This window comes from Paenibacillus sp. F024 (assembly GCF_057814255.1).
Genome location: NZ_JBVASZ010000016.1, coordinates 36668 through 54701, shown reverse-complemented (window position 1 = coordinate 54701; position 18034 = coordinate 36668). Strand labels below are relative to the sequence as shown.

15 protein-coding genes and 1 pseudogene are annotated in these 18034 nt (G+C 45.6%); 4 read left to right on the top strand and 12 right to left on the bottom strand.

Going from position 1 to position 18034, the window contains the following annotated elements:
- Positions 1 to 7: 7 nt before the first annotated feature.
- The 10 genes from ACZYR9_RS17020 to ACZYR9_RS16975 all read right to left on the bottom strand — a co-directional run bounded on the left by ACZYR9_RS17020 (position 8) and on the right by ACZYR9_RS16975 (position 11721).
- A complete protein-coding gene (locus ACZYR9_RS17020) occupies positions 8 to 937 on the bottom strand; it encodes a TRAP transporter substrate-binding protein (RefSeq protein ID WP_488979684.1) in 930 nt (309 codons plus the stop codon).
- Positions 938 to 1643: 706 nt separating this feature from the next.
- Positions 1644 to 2834 (bottom strand): aromatic acid exporter family protein, encoded by a 1191-nt coding sequence (locus ACZYR9_RS17015; RefSeq protein WP_488979683.1) that lies wholly within the window; start codon positions 2832 to 2834, stop codon positions 1644 to 1646.
- A gap of 263 nt (positions 2835 to 3097) precedes the next feature.
- Positions 3098 to 4822, bottom strand: coding sequence for a phosphoenolpyruvate--protein phosphotransferase (gene ptsP, locus ACZYR9_RS17010; protein WP_488979682.1), 1725 nt, complete (start codon positions 4820 to 4822; stop codon positions 3098 to 3100).
- Between the two features lie 39 nt (positions 4823 to 4861).
- Positions 4862 to 5134, bottom strand: a complete 273-nt coding sequence (locus tag ACZYR9_RS17005) for an HPr family phosphocarrier protein (protein WP_488979681.1) — start codon at positions 5132 to 5134, stop codon at positions 4862 to 4864.
- 21 nt (positions 5135 to 5155) lie between these two features.
- On the bottom strand, positions 5156 to 5608 hold the full coding sequence (locus tag ACZYR9_RS17000) for a PTS sugar transporter subunit IIA (RefSeq protein WP_488979680.1): 453 nt from the start codon (positions 5606 to 5608) through the stop codon (positions 5156 to 5158).
- 15 nt (positions 5609 to 5623) lie between these two features.
- A complete protein-coding gene (locus ACZYR9_RS16995; protein ID WP_488979679.1) occupies positions 5624 to 7003 on the bottom strand; it encodes a PTS fructose transporter subunit IIC in 1380 nt (459 codons plus the stop codon).
- Positions 7004 to 7032: 29 nt separating this feature from the next.
- Positions 7033 to 7977, bottom strand: coding sequence for a 1-phosphofructokinase (gene pfkB / locus ACZYR9_RS16990; protein ID WP_488979678.1), 945 nt, complete (start codon positions 7975 to 7977; stop codon positions 7033 to 7035).
- A gap of 5 nt (positions 7978 to 7982) precedes the next feature.
- Positions 7983 to 8765, bottom strand: a complete 783-nt coding sequence (locus tag ACZYR9_RS16985; RefSeq protein WP_488979739.1) for a DeoR/GlpR family DNA-binding transcription regulator — start codon at positions 8763 to 8765, stop codon at positions 7983 to 7985.
- Between the two features lie 522 nt (positions 8766 to 9287).
- Entirely contained in the window at positions 9288 to 10028 is a 741-nt protein-coding gene (locus ACZYR9_RS16980) for a LytR/AlgR family response regulator transcription factor (protein WP_488979677.1), read from the bottom strand.
- A 1-nt stretch (position 10029) separates the two neighbouring features.
- Positions 10030 to 11721 carry a LytS/YhcK type 5TM receptor domain-containing protein gene (locus ACZYR9_RS16975; protein ID WP_488979676.1) on the bottom strand — a complete coding sequence of 564 codons (1692 nt, stop codon included), beginning with the start codon at positions 11719 to 11721 and terminating at the stop codon, positions 10030 to 10032.
- A gap of 261 nt (positions 11722 to 11982) precedes the next feature.
- Between ACZYR9_RS16975 and ACZYR9_RS16970 the strand changes: the two genes are divergently transcribed.
- Entirely contained in the window at positions 11983 to 13290 is a 1308-nt protein-coding gene (locus ACZYR9_RS16970; protein ID WP_488979675.1) for an MFS transporter, read from the top strand.
- Positions 13291 to 13785: 495 nt separating this feature from the next.
- On the top strand, positions 13786 to 14820 hold the full coding sequence (locus tag ACZYR9_RS16965; RefSeq protein ID WP_488979674.1) for a tripartite tricarboxylate transporter substrate binding protein: 1035 nt from the start codon (positions 13786 to 13788) through the stop codon (positions 14818 to 14820).
- A gap of 353 nt (positions 14821 to 15173) precedes the next feature.
- Here ACZYR9_RS16965 and ACZYR9_RS16960 read toward each other — a convergent pair whose 3' ends face one another.
- Positions 15174 to 16400, bottom strand: a complete 1227-nt coding sequence (locus ACZYR9_RS16960) for a hypothetical protein (protein ID WP_488979673.1) — start codon at positions 16398 to 16400, stop codon at positions 15174 to 15176.
- Positions 16401 to 16653: 253 nt separating this feature from the next.
- On the opposite strand from ACZYR9_RS16960, the gene ACZYR9_RS16955 reads away from it, so the two are divergent.
- A complete protein-coding gene (locus ACZYR9_RS16955; RefSeq protein ID WP_488979672.1) occupies positions 16654 to 16920 on the top strand; it encodes an AbrB/MazE/SpoVT family DNA-binding domain-containing protein in 267 nt (88 codons plus the stop codon).
- Between the two features lie 56 nt (positions 16921 to 16976).
- Complete coding sequence (locus ACZYR9_RS16950) at positions 16977 to 17324, top strand: type II toxin-antitoxin system death-on-curing family toxin (protein ID WP_488979738.1); 348 nt, start codon at positions 16977 to 16979, stop codon at positions 17322 to 17324.
- A 13-nt stretch (positions 17325 to 17337) separates the two neighbouring features.
- Here ACZYR9_RS16950 and ACZYR9_RS16945 read toward each other — a convergent pair.
- Positions 17338 to 17979: pseudogene (locus ACZYR9_RS16945) on the bottom strand (transposase); the annotation flags it as partial.
- Between the last annotated feature and the right edge of the window lie 55 nt (positions 17980 to 18034).

The following is an 18034-nucleotide window of genomic DNA, read 5'->3' as shown; positions in this document are numbered from 1 at the left end:
ATTCCAATTATTGATTAGCAGCAACTTCATCACGGATCGTTTTGAGAAGCTGCTTCATTGAATCTGTTGTGCTTAATTTATCCTGGAGCGGTAAAGACAAATCGACAAACGGTTTAATTTGTTCAGGTGTAAGCCTATACTCAACCATGCCTTTTTCCTTCAAACCATTTAAGTGCTCGGCTTCTTTCTTCGTGTTGTAATCACGTGCAAAAAGCCTTGCTTCCTTTTCAGCCTCGTTCAAAACTTGCTTAAGTTCAGGACTCAGGCCGTCAAACCATTTTTTATTAGCAACGAGCATATGGAATTGGTAGCCATGGTTCATGATCATCAAATTCTTCTGAACTTCATGATGGTTTTGTGTGGCAATCGTTTCGAGCGGATTTTCCTGGCCATCTACCACATTCGATTGAAGCGCTGTATACAATTCTGCGAAATCGACCGGTGTCGGATTTGCTCCCCATGTTTTATATTGTTCGATTAAGGTCGGGGAAGGAATAACCCGGAATTTCATCCCATTCATATCTTCAGGAGACAAGATCGGGCCCTTTTTCCCTGTTGTGAGTGCCTTAAAGCCGCCTGCCCAAATACCGAATGCATGAAAACCGTGGTTTTCTAATGATTTCATGGCCTCCTCGCCAGCCTTGCCGTCAGCTACTTTCCACAACTTCGTTTCATCTGTTGGCCATAGATAAGGGAATTCGAGCACCTTTAAATTTTCATCAAATGTGGATAACGTAGACACAAGCGACAAGGACATCTCTACGCTGCCGAGCTGAGCCATTTCCGTCTGTTCGCGAAGCGACCCGAGCTGGAGATTAGGGTATACTTGAACCTCTACATTTCCTCCGGTTTTATCTTCGACAATTTTTTTAAATTTATAAGCACCCTGGATTTGTGAGCTAGATTCCGACGTAGTACCCGCAAGTCTGATCTTCATGGCCGGAAACTCCGTGCCCGACGCCCCGTTCGTACTAGAAGCTATCGTCTCCGTTCCTTTGGAGCCACTTCCACAAGCTAACATGGATACAGACAATAATGCAGTCATGCTCACAACCGTTAATTTTTTAGCTATACTCTTCATTCAAAACACCCCGCCTAATTAGTAGTGGTTCATTCAAAAAGCAGAACAATCGCTTACGGTGTTAATGCTAGTCCTTATCCTTACTAGTAAATAATGACCTGCTCTTTAGATCACCACCTTAAGTTAATTCAATCGCCTTACGTTAGTTAGTACAAACTAACATTTAGGGCTCAGTTCAACCTGGGGTTTATTTCTTTCATTGGAATCCATAACTTGATTGTTATTATAAACATCATTTCATAGCCTGACAATCCTATTTTTCTGAAAATTATAAAAGTAATCAAGCGATGTATTTGTGTTATGTTTAATAACATATTATAAAGCTATTAGTGTTAGTATAAGTATTTTTCGGGAATTTTGCAATATAATCCAGTCGAATTTTCCTAATAATATGACATTATATAACATAAATATGACATTAAATTTACGTTTTTGACCATGGATTAAATTTGAAAGAAAATGATGTCATGCTTCTGCATATGAAGGACATCCGTACCGGCTATAACTCGGAAGCCCCTTAATTTGAAGGCTTGTATAACCGCAGAGACATCCAAGCACCAATTTATCTAAACTCAACGGAAAGGATATGATCGATTTTTAGAATTTCCCGGATCATTTTCTGTTCCTCAACATCGTATTTACAAATGATCTCCATCGTGGTTGTTGCAAATTCACCGTTCACCCGTATGGAAACGTTCGTAATATTTATATTATACTTTACCAAGATTTGAGAAACCTGCGCGATAAGTCCCGGACGATCAATCGAGGCATAAGATAATTGTTTTTTGATCTGACCTGAATTTTCGACCAAAAAATGCTCCAGCTCAAGAAGATATTCTTTTATATATCCGTAGAAATGGTAAAACCCCTGAGAGTCGACCGCATCCTTCCATAAGTGATTTCTCTTTTGATCCAATACCCGATTAAGTAATGTAAGATTCAATCTCTTCCCTTGAATAATCTTTTCTTGCATGGAAATCAGAATATGAAGCGTTTTTTTCGAAAAGGCAAGCTCATCATCAACTATCTCTACATTCGTAAGAGCCTTTGACATGTCATGAATACGCTCCAGCATCGTTTCGAACGACTGGAATATTTTGGACGTATTTTTAAAGCTGCTTTTACGAAACTTTCGGTCTTCATTAATCAGACCTGAAATTTCCTTCCCCTTTTTTATATACATTCGGATTTCATCCAATTGATTTTTCATGGATAAATATGGCGTTATGCGGCGTTTTTCCAAATCGAGAGAGAGATAATGAAGAAGCGCCCGAAGCATGCCTTCCGCCTGATGGAGGATGACTTCAGCTCTTTCCTGGTGAACAGGCTTATGTATTAAATTGATTAGGGCTCCGACGCCCGTCCCGATGATGACCAAGGCGATTTGATTGTACGCCGCTTCCCAAAAATCAAGCCCTATCGTTCCCATCGTATTGATGGCGATGACGACGGACACTAGCAGGGAATTGGTCCACTTGATGTAAACATGGAGTGCCATCAGCAGGAATGCAATGAACCCCATGGCTAAAAAAGAGTCCCCGAGAGTAAATAAGGCTACAGCCCCGAGCACAGCTCCTATTACAGCGCTGGCGGTTTGTTGAACGCCATTTCGTAATGAACGGTATAGTGACGGCTGTACAGATAATACAGCAATGATTCCGGCAAAATGATATGCATACAAATCCAAGCTTTTAGAAATAAGAATGGATATGGCAACAGCCAAGCAAGTCTTAATGACCCTCGCACCAATCATGGCAAATCCCCCTATTATGACAGCCAAGTATGAGTAATATTATATGACATAAAATCATTTTTTGTTGATTGATTTTCAATTTTTACAGCTTTTTATTTTGACTAGCTAAACGTATGTCAATAACATTTACATAAAATGAAAAAAGCAGTAACCCATCGGGTTGCTGCTTTTGCTTTTTTTGAAACCTACCGCGACTGTACAATGCTTCAATACGCCGCTTTAAACGGTCATGAAGTCGGGGATATATAGGTTAGTGATCGGAATTAAGCTTGGAACGACTCTAGCGCTGCCCGTACCTCCGCCGGCGTATCCATATCTAGGATCCGCTCGGCAAGCTTGCTGCATGACTCGCGGTCCAACTGGGTCACGATACGTTTGACCTTCTGCATGGAGGATGGCGCCATGCTCCACTCATGCAGCCCTAATCCGACTAGCAGCGGAGCCGCCAGGGGATCGCCGGCCATGCTTCCACACATCCCCGTCCATATGTTTTGACGGTTGGAGGCGTCAATGACTTGTTTAATCAAGCGGATAACCGCCGGATGGAAATAGTCATACAGATCGGATACACGTTCATTCATCCGGTCCACGGCTACCGTATATTGCACCAAATCATTCGTTCCGATACTAAAGAAGTCGACCTCTTTGGCAAAGCGGTCCGCTTGGAGCGCTGCAGAAGGAATTTCAATCATGATTCCGATCTCAACCTTGTCAGCGGTTGGAATACCTTCTTGCTGAAGCTGCGCCCGTACATCCTCGTAGATGGCCTTCGCCTTTCTCCACTCTGCCAAGCCGGAAATCATCGGAAACATAATTTTGAGGTTTCCATGAACATTCGCACGCAAAATGGCCCGAAGCTGAGTGACCAGCAATTCTTGACGGTCCAAACAAAGTCGAATCGCCCGATATCCAAGAAACGGGTTCATTTCCTGCTCAAGCTCCAGATATGGCAGCTCTTTATCTCCGCCGATATCCAGCGTCCGAATCACTACAGGACGTCCCTGCATGGCCTCGGCTACCGATTTATAAGCCATATATTGTGTCTCTTCATCCGGCATCGAGCTTCGGCTCATGAATAAAAATTCGGTGCGGTATAGCCCTACTCCTTCGGCTCCCTTTTCGATCAGGTCACGCGCCTCTTCCGGGGTGCCGATATTCGCCGCCACTTCAATACGGAACCCGTCTGTGGTGACCGCCTCTGTATTCGCATAAGCCTGCAGCTCTTTGCGGGTTTCCTCTTGAAGCTGCATTTTTTCCCGCGCGGCGGCGATCGTCTGCTCATCGGGATTGACCATACAACTGCCTGTTGATCCGTCAATAACGAGAAAATCGCCGCCTTGAATCGTTTCGATCGCTTTTCCCGCTCCAAGAATGGCCGCGATCCCCAGTGAATTGGCCAAGATCGCCGTATGCGACGTCTTTCCTCCGACACGGGTAATGAACCCACGCACAAACCGGGTATCCAATTGAACCGTATCCGAAGGAGTTAAGTCATCGGCGACGATGATCACTTCTTCCCGAATATCGGATAAGGAGCTCTGGTGGCCTCCTCTGACATGCATCAGCAGCCGCCCGCCCACATCGCGGACATCCGCCGCCCGCTCCCGCATATATTCATTCGCCATGCTTTCAAATAAGCCGGCGGTCTTTTTCACAATCATGCGAATGGCCGTTTCAGCAGACCACTGCTCTTTAACGATCAGCTTTTCCATAGGAGGGAAGAAGGTAGGGTCGTTCAACATGCTGACTTGTCCTTTAAGGATAACCGCCTTCTCCTCCCCCAGAACCTCCTGGGCACGTTGGATCAGCGCCTCCAGATCCTTCATGCATTGCTCCTTGGCCGTTTGAAGCAAAGCCGCGTCATGCTCCGGACGATCGGTTTTGCGGTCTTCGACAGCATCCAGGGAAACGGGGGCATAGACGAATGCCTTCCCCATCTGTACACCTTCAGAAACGCCTAAACCTTGGATCATTAAACCCGTCGTCATGAACTCCACTCCCTTCTCTTCTCCCCTGTTGTCTTCCTTTTACGCTTCGCCAAATCCGCTCTCAACCAATGCCGCTAATGCTTCTACGGCTTCTTTCTCATCAGGACCTTCTGCCGAAATGGAAATTACGGCTCCCTTTTCTAAACCTAAAGCCATTAATCCCAAAATGCTTTTGCCGTCGGTTTCCGCTTGCGGTTCCTTCACTTGAATGGTAATTGTGGATTCAAACTTCACTGCTTCTTCTGTAAATAATTGTGCCGGTCTGACATGAAAGCCCGACTCATTGCGGATCGTCGTTTCTTTGGTGTACATACTCTATTCTCCCAACTATCTTTAGATGGTTTGCAGTAAATTGATTAATTGCTTTGGTTCTTCGACTGCCAGCAGTTGGCTGCGGAAATCTTCATCGATAAGCTTGCGGGAAATCCCAATCAAAATTTTCAGGTGCTCATTAGCCGCCGCTTCTTCAGGTACGGCAATCATGAATACAGCTTGTACTGGCGCGCCGTCAAGCGATTGCCAGTCTAACGGCTTGGATAATTTCGCAAAAGCCAAGCTTGGCTTTTTGACACCCGAGGATTTACCATGCGGGATCGCAACCCCGAATCCGATTCCCGTAGAACCGGTCTCTTCCCGCTTCATGACGGCTTCAAGATACGCAGCCTTGTCGGACAAAACTCCGCCTGCATCCAATTGATCGACCAACGCTCTCATGCATGCGGCTTTATCGGAAGCATCCAACGGGATAATGATGGATTGTTCCTGTAACAGAGCACTTACGTCCATTTATTTAACTCCTCCTTAGGATTGAGATACTGGTTTTTTTAGAATCGTTAGCATAAGCGCTGTAACCAGCGTTCCAATTACAATCGCTAATGCGTATAGCCCTACTTGTCCTACAGCATTAGGTATGGCCAAAACGAAAGCCCCGCCGTGGGGAGCCCTGAGTGTAGCTCCAAATACCATGGAAAGCGCCCCGGTTACTGCCGAACCGACCATAATCGATGGAATAACACGGATAGGATCGCTTGCCGCGAAAGGAATGGCTCCTTCCGTAATAAAAGCAAGTCCAAGCACGCCGGCAGATTTCCCCGCTTGCCGTTCCTCATTCGTGAATTTCTTCGGCGCCAGCTGAGTAGCAAGCCACAATCCGAGCGGAGGTGTCATTCCCGCCGCCATGACTACGGCCATCGGACCATAAACCCCAGTAGACAAAAGGCCGATAGCGAAGGTATACGCCGTTTTGTTGAACGGTCCACCCATATCGAAAGCCATCATTGCGCCAAGCACCACGCCAAGCAAAATCGCATTGGCAGAGCCCATATTTTTCAGCCATAACGTAAGACTGTCCATTATATATTTTACAGGTTCGCCAATTACATACACCATGGCCAGACCGGTAACCGCCGAGGCAATCAGCGGAATTAACAGAATCGGTTTCAGCCCTTCCAGATTTCTAGGCAGCTTAATACTTTCTTTTAACCATTTGGCGGTGTAACCGGCCAAAAATCCTGCTATGATACCGCCCAAGAAGCCGGCGCCGGTTTGCGAAGCCAGCATTCCTCCGATCAAGCCCGGAGCAAGACCTGGCTTCTCCGCTATGGAGAACGCGATGAAACCGGCAAGCACAGGAACCATCAAAGCAAAGGCCGCACCCCCGCCGATACTCATTAACGCTGCTGCCAGCGTGCCTTCTTCTTTAAAGGCTTCAATACCAAAAATAAAGGAAATCGCAATAAGCAATCCGCCGGCAACGACCAGCGGAAGCATGCTCGAAACACCGGTCATCAGATGCTTATAGGCACCTTTTCTTGATGCGCTTCTTTCAGCCTTGGATTTTTCCACTTCCTGAATCAGGTCTGCGGGAGCTGCTGTTGCCTCTTTATTCAACGCCTCTTCAAGCAATCCGTTCGGATCTTTAATCGCTTGGGCGACAGGGACCTTTACCACCGGTCTCCCTTGAAACCGGGATTCCTGTACGTCAATTTCCGCAGCTACGATAATGGCATGCGCCCCTGCGATTTCCTCCGGCGTAATTTCATTTTCCACGCCAACGGCACCGCGGGTTTCGACCTTAAGGTCGATCCCCTTCTCTTTCGCTGCTTTAAGAAGGGATTCGGCAGCCATATAAGTATGAGCTACCCCCGTCGGACAAGCCGTGACCGCATAAATCTTTTTCATATTGAACCCTCCCTTGATGTAAGACTTTCTTAAACGGTAAGCGGGCAAATATCGACTAGTTCAAGCTTTTCCTGCACTTCGTCTAACGTGCATACCTCAGTGCCCGGCTTGGAAGCCGTCACGGTTCCCGCCGCGGACGTCCATCTGGCCGTTTCTTCTAAAGACTTGTTATGCAAGTAACAATAGACCATCGCGGCCACCATGGAATCTCCCGCCCCTACGGTGCTCTTTGGTTCTATCGGAAACGGTTTGACACGGAATGCCTGCTCGCTGTTCACTAGAATCGAGCCGCTTCCGCCCATGGAAACAATGACATTGGCAATGCCTCGTTGGACCAGCTCTCTGCCCGCGGCAGCGATAGCTTCGTCCGAAGTCAAAGGTGAGCCGATGAGCGTTTCGAGCTCATGTATGTTCGGTTTGATCGCATACGGAGCCGCTTCAATTCCCTTCGCCAGCGCCTCACCGTCTGCATCCAGGATAGTACGTACGCCTTGGCCTTTCGCAGTCTGAATCAACTGCTTGTAAAAATCGACCGGGGTGCCGGGAGGCAGGCTTCCTCCTAAAACAACAAGGGAAACCCCTTCCAAGCCCGCTTCAAACCTTTGAACAAACTCATCGAGTAATGTCGGGCTTGGCGAGAACCCCGGCTCATTTAATTCCGTCGTTTGTTTCGTATATTCATCTACAACCTTCAGGTTGATGCGAGTGTGCCCTTGCGCCTCAAGAAAATGGGATGGAATCCCGTACTCCTGAAGCTTCGTCATCAGCATTTGCCCTTCGGGTCCGGACTGTAATCCCGAGGCTCTGACATCGACTGAAAAATGCTTTAACACCTTGGCAACATTAATTCCTTTGCCGCCCGCATCCAAGCGCACCGCTTTAATCCGGTTTAACTGACCATACGAAAACTTTTCCACCGTAACCGTTTTATCTACGGCCGGATTCATGGTTACCGTAAGGACTGAGCTTATCATGATGCTTACCCCCTAGCCAATGTGACCTTGATGCCTTCTAGCTCCATTTCCTTTGCAGCCTGCTCCGTTAAAGCGTCATCATTGATAATGCAATGATGAATTTCCGAAAGATCCGCTACCTTGGCAAAGGTTATTTTTCCGTATTTGCTGTGATCCGTAACCAAAATCACCTGTTTCGCCGAACGAATCATCGCCCGTTTGACTTCTGCCTCCAATAAATTCGGTGTGGTCAACCCGGCTTCCGGATCTATGCCGTTGATGGCAAGAAACAGCTTGTCCACACGGATCGAACCGATGGATTGATTCGCGATCGGACCAACCATCGCCTGGGTTTCACGCCTTAAAGTTCCGCCCGTCAGCAATACATCGATATGATTTATGCTCTTCAGCTCATGTGCAACCATGACTGAATTCGTAACTACGGTAAGCTGCCTAAATGATTTCAACTGTTTGGCTAAGTAATACGTTGTAGTACCCGAATCCAAAAAAATCGTATCTCCTTCATCAATGAAGGATACCGCTCTTTTGGCGACAGCCTCCTTTTGAGGACGTAACCGATCCTCTTTTTCCTCGAAAGAAGGCTCGAAAGGCTCCAGATTCTGAATGGCGACTACGCCGCCATGTGTTCTCCGCAGCGGTTTGGTCTCTTCAAGATCGCGTAAATCCCGGCGGACCGTCGATTCGGATACTTGAAAGAGTGCTGCAAGCTCCTGGACCGATGCCCGGCTTCGACTGATCACATATTCAGCAATCTTTTGTTTACGTTCCTCTTCAAACAACACGGCCATCCCCTTCAAAGTCCATGCCCACTTTTGGCCATTTATCCAGTTATTCATGATCATTTATGACTGTATAATCTTATTTATGATTATATATGCTCGTATTTTTTTTGTAAAGCGCTAGCATGAGCAATATATTGACAGTTTTACTGCAATTCATTCACAAATGTGCAAGTTCAAAATGAAATGAAGGCTCGTGGCAAGGAGAGGTTAAACGGATTGCCGCTGTTTTTGTATTTTTCCCAAAAAAGATGGTTCTAACTCTGATCGACGACCGCCTTACCATGCCCGCTTGCCTCAACGTAGGCCAGGATGCCTAGCTGTTGCAGAAGCTTCACATGCCCAACAGGATGAGTAGATAATCACTAGGAAAGCGGTCGCGATCCACCAGCGGCTTCAATAAAAAAAGCGTCAGTTCCGTCAATCGCGTCACCAAGACGCAACTGCCAGTACTGACACAATGGATGCTCACACCAGGGTATGAGCTTAAAACGTAAGAAGCCCTGTCCAGCATCCCAAACCCGATGCCGATTATAGATTCATAATACTTTTAAATTCTTTTATTTTTCCTCTGCTTACCGGAACCTTTGTGCTACTCGCATCATTCATTTTTACTAAATACGTACTGTTAAACCAAGGAATGATTTCACTTATGCATTTTAGGTTGATCATATAATTTCGGTGAGATCGAAAAAAATAACCCGTTTCATATAAAGCCAATTCCAATTCATGTAGAGACATTTCGCATTTTTCTATGGAATCTTTAGTGGAAATGTATACTTCTTTGTCTTTGACAAACGCAAAACTGATTTCGCTTACATCAATCGGTTTGATGATGTTGTTTTTCCGTATACAGATGCGGCCTTCGAGCGTTGGCGGCGCTTTTTCCCATTTTATCTTTGTTTTAGCTTGAAGAGATTTCACTTTTTTGATGGCATCGTCCAACCCGGATTCCGATATAGGTTTTGTAAGATAAGCGATAGCGGGCGTATTAAAAGCTTCTAACGCATGTTCATAAAAAGCGGTTGAAAAAATAATGAACGGAGCATTCGTCATTTGATTTAACCTCTTAGCGAAATCCAGGCCACTCATCTCGGGCATTTGGATATCCAGAAAAAGCAGATCAGGCTCATCATGAATCACTTTTGAAAGGGCTTCAACGGGATTATGATGGATGGAGACAATTTGAATATCTATATATTTTTGAAGCAGGAATGCCAGCTCGGAACAAATCGCAGGTTCATCATCGACAATGATTGTTTTTATAAACAAGTCAGATCACTTCCTTTTTTAGACCGGTCATTGGAATTTCAAAGGTTACGATCGTACCGGATCCCGGTTCGCTTTGAATATGCAGACCATAATCTTTCCCGTATATCGACTGTAATCTACGGTGAATATTAGAAAAACCTATTCCCTTGGTTTGGTGATTTAAAATTTCCGCTAACCTCTTCTCGTGAATTCCGATGCCGTTATCTTCAACACGGATTTGTACATGATTTCTGTTTTGACAAACCTTAATCCCTAACAAGCAGTTATTTATTTTTGGAAATAAACCATGATGAATCGAATTTTCAATAATAGGCTGCAAGGTAAGCACCGGCAATTGGATATTCAATAAGGATTCGTCAATTTCCATCGTCACCTTTAATCGGTTGGCGAATCTGACCTTCTCAATCTCCAAATAAGATTTTATCCCATCCAGCTCTTCTTTCAAGCTGTTGAAGTTGCTTTTATGATTCAGATTCCGCCTGAAAATGTCGCTCAGATTGCCCAGCAGGTTTCTTGCAAGCTCAGGATTGGTTCTGCAGTAGGACATGATGGTGCTTAGCGTGTTGAAAAGAAAATGCGGTTTAATTTGCGCCTGCAGCGCATTCAATTCCGCCTGCTGCCGCATTTTCGTTTGTTCTGCTATCTCCGCAAGTTCAATTTGTACCGAAAGCAGCTTGGCTAGTCCGTCAACAAGATTAATGTAGGTTTGGGTTTCTTTAAATGAATTTTTATAGTAAATTTGCAATGTTCCAACCGGCTTATGGTTATGAACCAATTTTGCGCCTACTGCTGATTTTAAGGGAAAATGACGATGGACATGCACAAATTCTTTATCCAAAGAAAGGAGCCTCATCTTATTTTGTTTGAGGACGGCTTCTGTTACCTGCGCATAAATCGCCCCTCCATGAAGACCGCTATCGCTTCCAACACCTACAATGCTTAATATTTTATCACAATCCGTGATGACGACAGCATCTACATTTGCAATTTCATGAATGATCTCTGCCGTTTGCTTCGCGGACGTTTCATTAAGACCTGTTCTAAGATGGGGAAGAGTACGACTAGCGATGCTAAGAGCAAGCTTGGCCGCCATAGCACCGGATTGGTCCTGTAAAAGTTTAATGTTCATAAAAATCCGGATGAAAATCATCAATCCCAAGATTGTCATAATCGTAGTAGGTATAGCTATTTTCAATTCTAATGCCAGCGCTGCCTCAAATGGTTTGGCTATGAGCAGCACTAAAATCTTTTGAATCAATTCCGCCGCAAGCCCTAACATCACGATATGCTGCCATTTCATTCTTAACATATCGTATTTCATGCCTGCCACCCCTCCCAATAAGCCGCAAAGCACGGTAGAGATGGCACAGGCCTCGGCGGTAAATCCACCGATAGAATATCTATGAATGCCTCCTATGATTCCGGAGAATATCCCAACCACAGGCCCTCCTACAAGCCCTCCAACCACGGCACCGACCATCCTCGTGTTGGCCAATGCATCATTGATTTGAATTCCATTTTCTGTCCCAAGGATGGATACAAAACCAAATATGGCTGAAAGGATAACGGTTCGCTTCCAATCATTTTTTCCATAAATTAAAAGTCTAAAATAATTCAATTGACCAATGAATAAAGAGATGAGAGCAACGACGACGACATTCTCAAAGAGCCTTAGCAGGATGGTTAAATCCATTGGTCCTCCTCCTCTTGCATTTCAGAATAAACAGACGGCAAATCAGGTGCTATTTTTGAATACTTGGAAACAATGAATGGCTTTAATTCAAAGCGGGAGATACTATTTTGTAGTATAAAGAACACTTCTAATTACTTCAACCGGATGGGTGTAAGCGTTACACAACATTTCGATAAAGGGGCTCATTCATGCAAGCAATGACTCATAAAAATAATGTGCCTATCGAAGAAACCGGTTACTTTCTGGAGGAGGAATCACATCATGTCTCAGTCCGTTGAGTCGACAAGAAAGGGAAGTATTGCAGGCAACATCTTTAAAGGCTCGGTTGGAAATCTGATCGAATGGTACGACTGGTACGTTTATGCTGCATTCGCCGTCTATTTCTCATCGCAGTTCTTTCCTAAGGGCGACCCGACAAGCCAACTCCTCAACACGGCGGCGATCTTTGCCGTAGGCTTCTTAATGCGCCCGATAGGGAGTTTATTGCTGGGCCGGTATGCCGACCGACATGGCCGCCGTGCCGCGCTGACACTTTCCATCTCTGTCATGGCCGCCGGTTCCCTGATCATTGCCGTCACCCCTAGTTATAGCTCCATAGGGATCATGGCTCCCATTATTTTGGTTCTCGCCCGTTTACTCCAAGGATTGTCGCTTGGAGGAGAGTATGGAACCTCGGCAACGTACTTGTCCGAGATGGCCAGCAGTGGCCGGCGCGGCTTCTACTCCAGCTTCCAATACGTCACACTGATTGGAGGCCAGTTGATTGCGCTGGGCGTCCAAATCATTCTTCAACAACTGCTCAGCGAAGCCGAAATGCAGGCTTGGGGCTGGCGTGTTCCTTTCGTCATTGGAGCACTCGGGGCACTAGCTGTCTTGTGGCTTCGCCGTTCGATGGACGAATCTGAGCAGTATACCAAAATGGATTCCAAAAGCAAGGAAAAGGCCGGTACTATTCGAGCTCTGATGAAGCATCCTAAAGCGGTGCTGACCGTTGTCGGATTAACACTCGGCGGAACGGTCGCCTTCTATACCTATACAACGTACTTACAAAAATTCATGGTGAATACGGTAGGCCTTCCCAAGGAGATCGTCAGCTGGATCAACTTTATCGCCCTGCTGGTATTCATCGTGCTTCAGCCGCTTGCCGGCATGCTGTCCGACCGGATTGGACGGCGTCCGCTATTGCTCTGTTTCGGTGTCCTTGGTACTTTGCTGACAGCGCCGCTGTTCTTTCTCATGGAGAGCATGAAAAGCCCTATCGGTGCTTTCTTGCTCATGCTGGCTGGTCTTATCATCGTTACCGGTTACACTTCGATCAATGCCATCGTGAAAGCCGAGCTCTTCCCCACAGAAGTCCGCGCCCTTGGCGTAGGCTTCCCGTACGGACTTACCGTCGCGATATTCGGCGGGACCGCGGAGTTCATCGCATTGTGGTTCAAGAGCATTGGAATGGAATCGCTTTTCTACTTTTATGTAGCAGCCTGTATTGCGGTAAGCTTCATCGTCTACTGGCGTATGGGCGAGTCTTCCAAAACGTCCCACATCGAAGCCGAGCTTAATCGCAAATAAAGGCGATCTTAAGCAGCCAACTGTATTCGAAAGTGCAGTCTCTTCCACGGAAGAGGCTGCACTTTTTTATACTTATCGCTGCTTCATAAACCATCACAATCTATAGGAGATTAAAAATTTCTAACGAAAATGACTCAAATCGATTTGTCACAGACATTTGTCCTCATCGAGAAAAATATAATGAAGCAGTGACCGCTCCCTTCCGCCTGTCAGGATGACTTCGGCTCGTTCTTGACAATCACAGCAACATATGATAATTTTCTTTTTATCGATAATCGATTAACGATATGTAAATGTGATTAATATCTTATAGCTTAAATTTGTTCTCATCTTGATTAAGTTTGTAAGCGCATACACTTTTCTTTCTTAAAGGTTTCTAAAGGGGGTGAACAACGATGACCGGGTACAGACGAAAATACTGACTTCGATATGGCGAAGGGCAGCACGATGCCACACTGTTTAAGCATCAAAATAAACAATTTGGAGGATCTGAACATGGGGAAAAGCATCGTTCAATGGCTTCTGGCTGGTATTTTGGCATGTGTGACAGTCGTTTCCGGTTGTGCTAACTCGAATCAAACAACAAGCAGTACAGACTCTGCCGCAAATCAAAAAACAGAGATAGATTATCCTACTAAGCAAATTGAATATGTTGTTCCTTTTGACCCGGGCGGCGGTACCGATCTTGTGGCAAGGGCAGTAGCCGATTATTTAAGCAAGGCATGGGGGCAGTCGATTATCGTGGTGAATAAACCGGGTGCGGGCGGTATGGTCGGCTCACAAGCGGTTTTAAAACAAGGAGCAAAAGACGGATATACGGTTTTAGCCGTCGGCGGTACCAATACCACCCTTCCCAATGCCAATATGACCGATGTTCCGGTTAAACTCGATGAACATCTTTTTACGAACCGGTTCGCTGAAGATTTTATCGCCTTTACCGTAAAAGCCGATGCCCCATGGAAAGATTTCAAGGAATTCTGTGAGTGGGTAAAACAAAACCCGGAGCAGCTGACTTGGACAGCCGTTGGGTCGGGGGGCCTTTCCGTACTTGCCGTAGCGGAATGGTTAAATACCATCGGTGCCGACTACAGCAAGACAAGAATGATTGTGACTAAAGGAGTGGCTGAAGCGATGCCGAAAATTGCCGGAGGACACGCCGTTCTCGGTGTTCACTCGATCAACGAGGTCAGTTCTATGGTTAAGGCCGGCAAAGTGAAAATATTGGCGGTTTCCTCTCCAAAAAGAAGCTCTTATTTCCCCGACGTGCCCACGGTAGAAGAGCAAGGCATCAAAGGTTTGAGCATCAAATGGTGGACTGGCGTTTCTATGCCGCTTGGCACTCCGGAAGAGGTGGTTAAACGATGGGAAGATACGACCGAGAAGATGGTGAAAGATCCGGCTTTTATTGAAAATCTGAAAAAATTGACCTTAGAGCCATCTTATCTGAATAAAGCTGATTTCAATAAATTCGTGCAAGAGGAAGGCAAATATTACACCGATTTAGCCACTAAGCTTGGAATAAGAAAGTAAGGGCACAGGTATCAACTTAAATCATCCGAGCGATTTCGAGAACGATTTAAGGATTCATTGGGGTGGCGTTACCATTATCCAATCGCTTGTCCAGTAGGCAGCGGCTGTTGACAAAAACTGTAATAGACTACCGTGCAATTCAGCTACAGCGAAAGCTGTTTATACCAGGTTAATTCAAGGCTTTCTGACCATGAATCGGATCAAAGAAAGAGAGAGCATCCATTTGAATGCTCTCTCACACTACTTATGGAGACGAGGGGAGTCGAACCCCTGTCCGAAGATAACGCCACACAGGCTTCTACGGGTGTAGTCACAGTTTTGATGTCACCCGAGCAGCGCCCTCAAACCACAAACTACTTCTCCAAGCTATTACTTAATGCTTTAAGCTCGTCTACCATAGCCACCCGACGAGGGTAATTCTCGATCAATCGCCGAATGATGCCTTTCGCTTGTTCCTTGGCACCAGCCCTGAAATAACTTTTAATCAGCCTACAAACTCCCTTGTACTTTCTTCGATCTGTTGCGGCCGCCGCTTCACTAAAAATATATTCCTCATAGATCGAATAAGCCTCCTCGGGGTACTCTTGTGCCAACTGCTTTCCATAATGCTCTATGTAAATAGGATGGGCTCGTACCACTTCCAGCAGTTTTGCAGTTTCGCCTTCCTGCGACAACAACGCAGCATAATCGTGTGGCATGAGATTTTCAAGAAGTTCGTGCAGGAGAACGACCCGTGTTTCCTCCCAAGTGCCTTCAAGCTGGCAAAGCTCCTTCAATTTCTGAAAATACGATGTATCTCCTCTTAGCAGGATGAGACGAATCATCTCGACCTGCTTCTCTGTAATGCGAAGCTCCGAATAGATTCGTTCCAGATTATAGGCCCACACAGGGGGTCTGTGGTAAAAGCCCTTATCCTCTTGGAGCGCTTCAACGCATAATTGTTCTGCTAAGGAATACTGCTGGTTTCCAATGGCTCGTTCAACCATAATCTTTCTCATTTCGGGAACATCCAAATGCTCCATCACATACTGATCCGCCGCAGCAACACCGTTCAACCGTTCAATGATTCCTTGAGTAATGACGAATCGATCAGGGTATTCCCTTCTTCCATACATCGTTCCGAGCATTGGGAAGATGCTATATACACTCTCGGCATCCTTTTGATCCCGAACCAAATAGACAGCGTTGCTCAGCAAACCGTACCCATGCTCCGCCCATTCGATACAAGCTTTATTCTTCGATGTTTTAATGATCCCACTAAGCATGTGGCTTCGATTCTCAAGGGTTGCCGATCTACTAAGCTCCTCTACTCCAGAGAGGCAATAGTGAATGGCGTCGGTAGCGGCACCCGAGGATGTATCTGCATGGGAGACGAGCTTAAGAATCTCAACAAATATAAATAAATGAATGTCGAAGGATAACTTGCGATCTTCAAGCTCTCTGCTATTTTCCAGCATGTCAATCAATGCATGGCACACCCGATTACAACCGCTATAGGGCAAAAAGCCTCGTTCCTTGTTTTGCCGAATGACCGTTCTGACTTCATTCTTGATTTCTGATAACGTTAACGAATTGGTCACTTGGTTCACCTCTCGATAACATGGCGATATCATCACACCGAACATAAGATCAGTTTCTATTATACACCTCAATAGACACAAACCCAAAAGAGCATCTTCACGAATCGGTAATTCGTCTTATGGAGACGAGAATAGTCAAACCCAGTCCTAAGATGACTTACATTAGTTGCGTTTTGCAATGATCCTATATTTTAATCACCATTGTATTGTATAATTGTTATAACAGTTGAATAGTATAAATAAGGAGTGGAATATGGTGACTAAGGTGATCGATATGGAGCGGAAAGTATCTAAGTTTGGAAACAGCCTAGGAATTACAATGACAGATGCGCTTAAGCAGCTTGGCCTCGAAGCAGGAGACTCAGTGCAAATTGATGTAAGAGAGAAAGATGGCGAGATCGTTATTAGAAAGTTAACCAAGGTGAATTTACCTACTGGACTTAGTCCTGATTTCCTTGAAACTCTTAACGAAGTGATCCATGTCTATGATGAAACATTGAAAGGCCTCAAGGATCGATAAAGGTGAACGCCATTCAATATCTTACTGTTCAAGAGGTCATCGCTGTTAACGTTGCTATGATTCAAAGATACAGCCCAGGAGAACATATAGGTGTAAAAAGCAGTGACATGCTTGAGTCTGCGATTCATCGTCCCATGTCATCCGCCTTTGGTGAGGATGCCTATCCAACGATCTTTGAGAAGGCCGCGTCATTGTTTGAATCCTTGGGACAAAATCATCCATTTCAAAATGCCAACAAACGAACAGCCTTTAGCGCATTGGTCATTTTTCTAAGATACAATGGTTACTTATTTATTATGGACACAAAAGCAGCTGAGGATTTCACCGTAGACATGGTCAATCATAAATATACGCTTTCAGAGTTAGCAGAAGTCATTCAAAGGCATTCACAAAAGAGAGCATGAAAAGAGGCCGTCTTTTTTCTTCGAGTTGCCGTACCGCTTTCTCCAGCTTTTCACCGGTAATCGTGCTGGATTCGCCAAGCTCTGGCAGGTCCCGGCCAGCCTGCTCCACGTCTTCTTGCCGCTCTGCTTCCTCGATGCCGTCAAAGAGTGTTTTTACTTTTTCTTGCAATCGTGCTTTATACTTCACTACCGCTTTGCCCCAAACAAACGTGTCCTTATTGGCGTTTGCTTCGATTTTGGTACCGTCCACGAAGTAATGCTCCAACTTCACGTACCCGGCTTCCACAAGAAAACCAAGTACTGCAGTAAAGATACTTTCTAGCACGTCTTTCATCCTCTCGGAACGGAAACGATTGATGGTGCGGAAATCCGGCCTTTGCCGAGCAGCAAGCCACATGAACGGGATATTTTCTCGTACGGCCTTGGCGATTTGACGGGAGGAGTAGATACGCTGGGTGTAAGCGTAGATGATGATTTTCGTGAGCATCTTCGGGTGGTAGCTGTCTCGGCCTCCACCTGGATAGGATGCTGCAAAGAGGTTGTCATCCAAACGATTCACGGCATCGTTGACCACACGCACTAGATGATTTGCTGGAATGTCCTCCTCTAAATCCATTGGCAAGCATAGTTGATCCATGTTATATTGAAAGTACAAAAGAAGCCTCCTTTGAATGGTTGCTCGTCACTTCCATTTTACCAAGGTTTGGCTT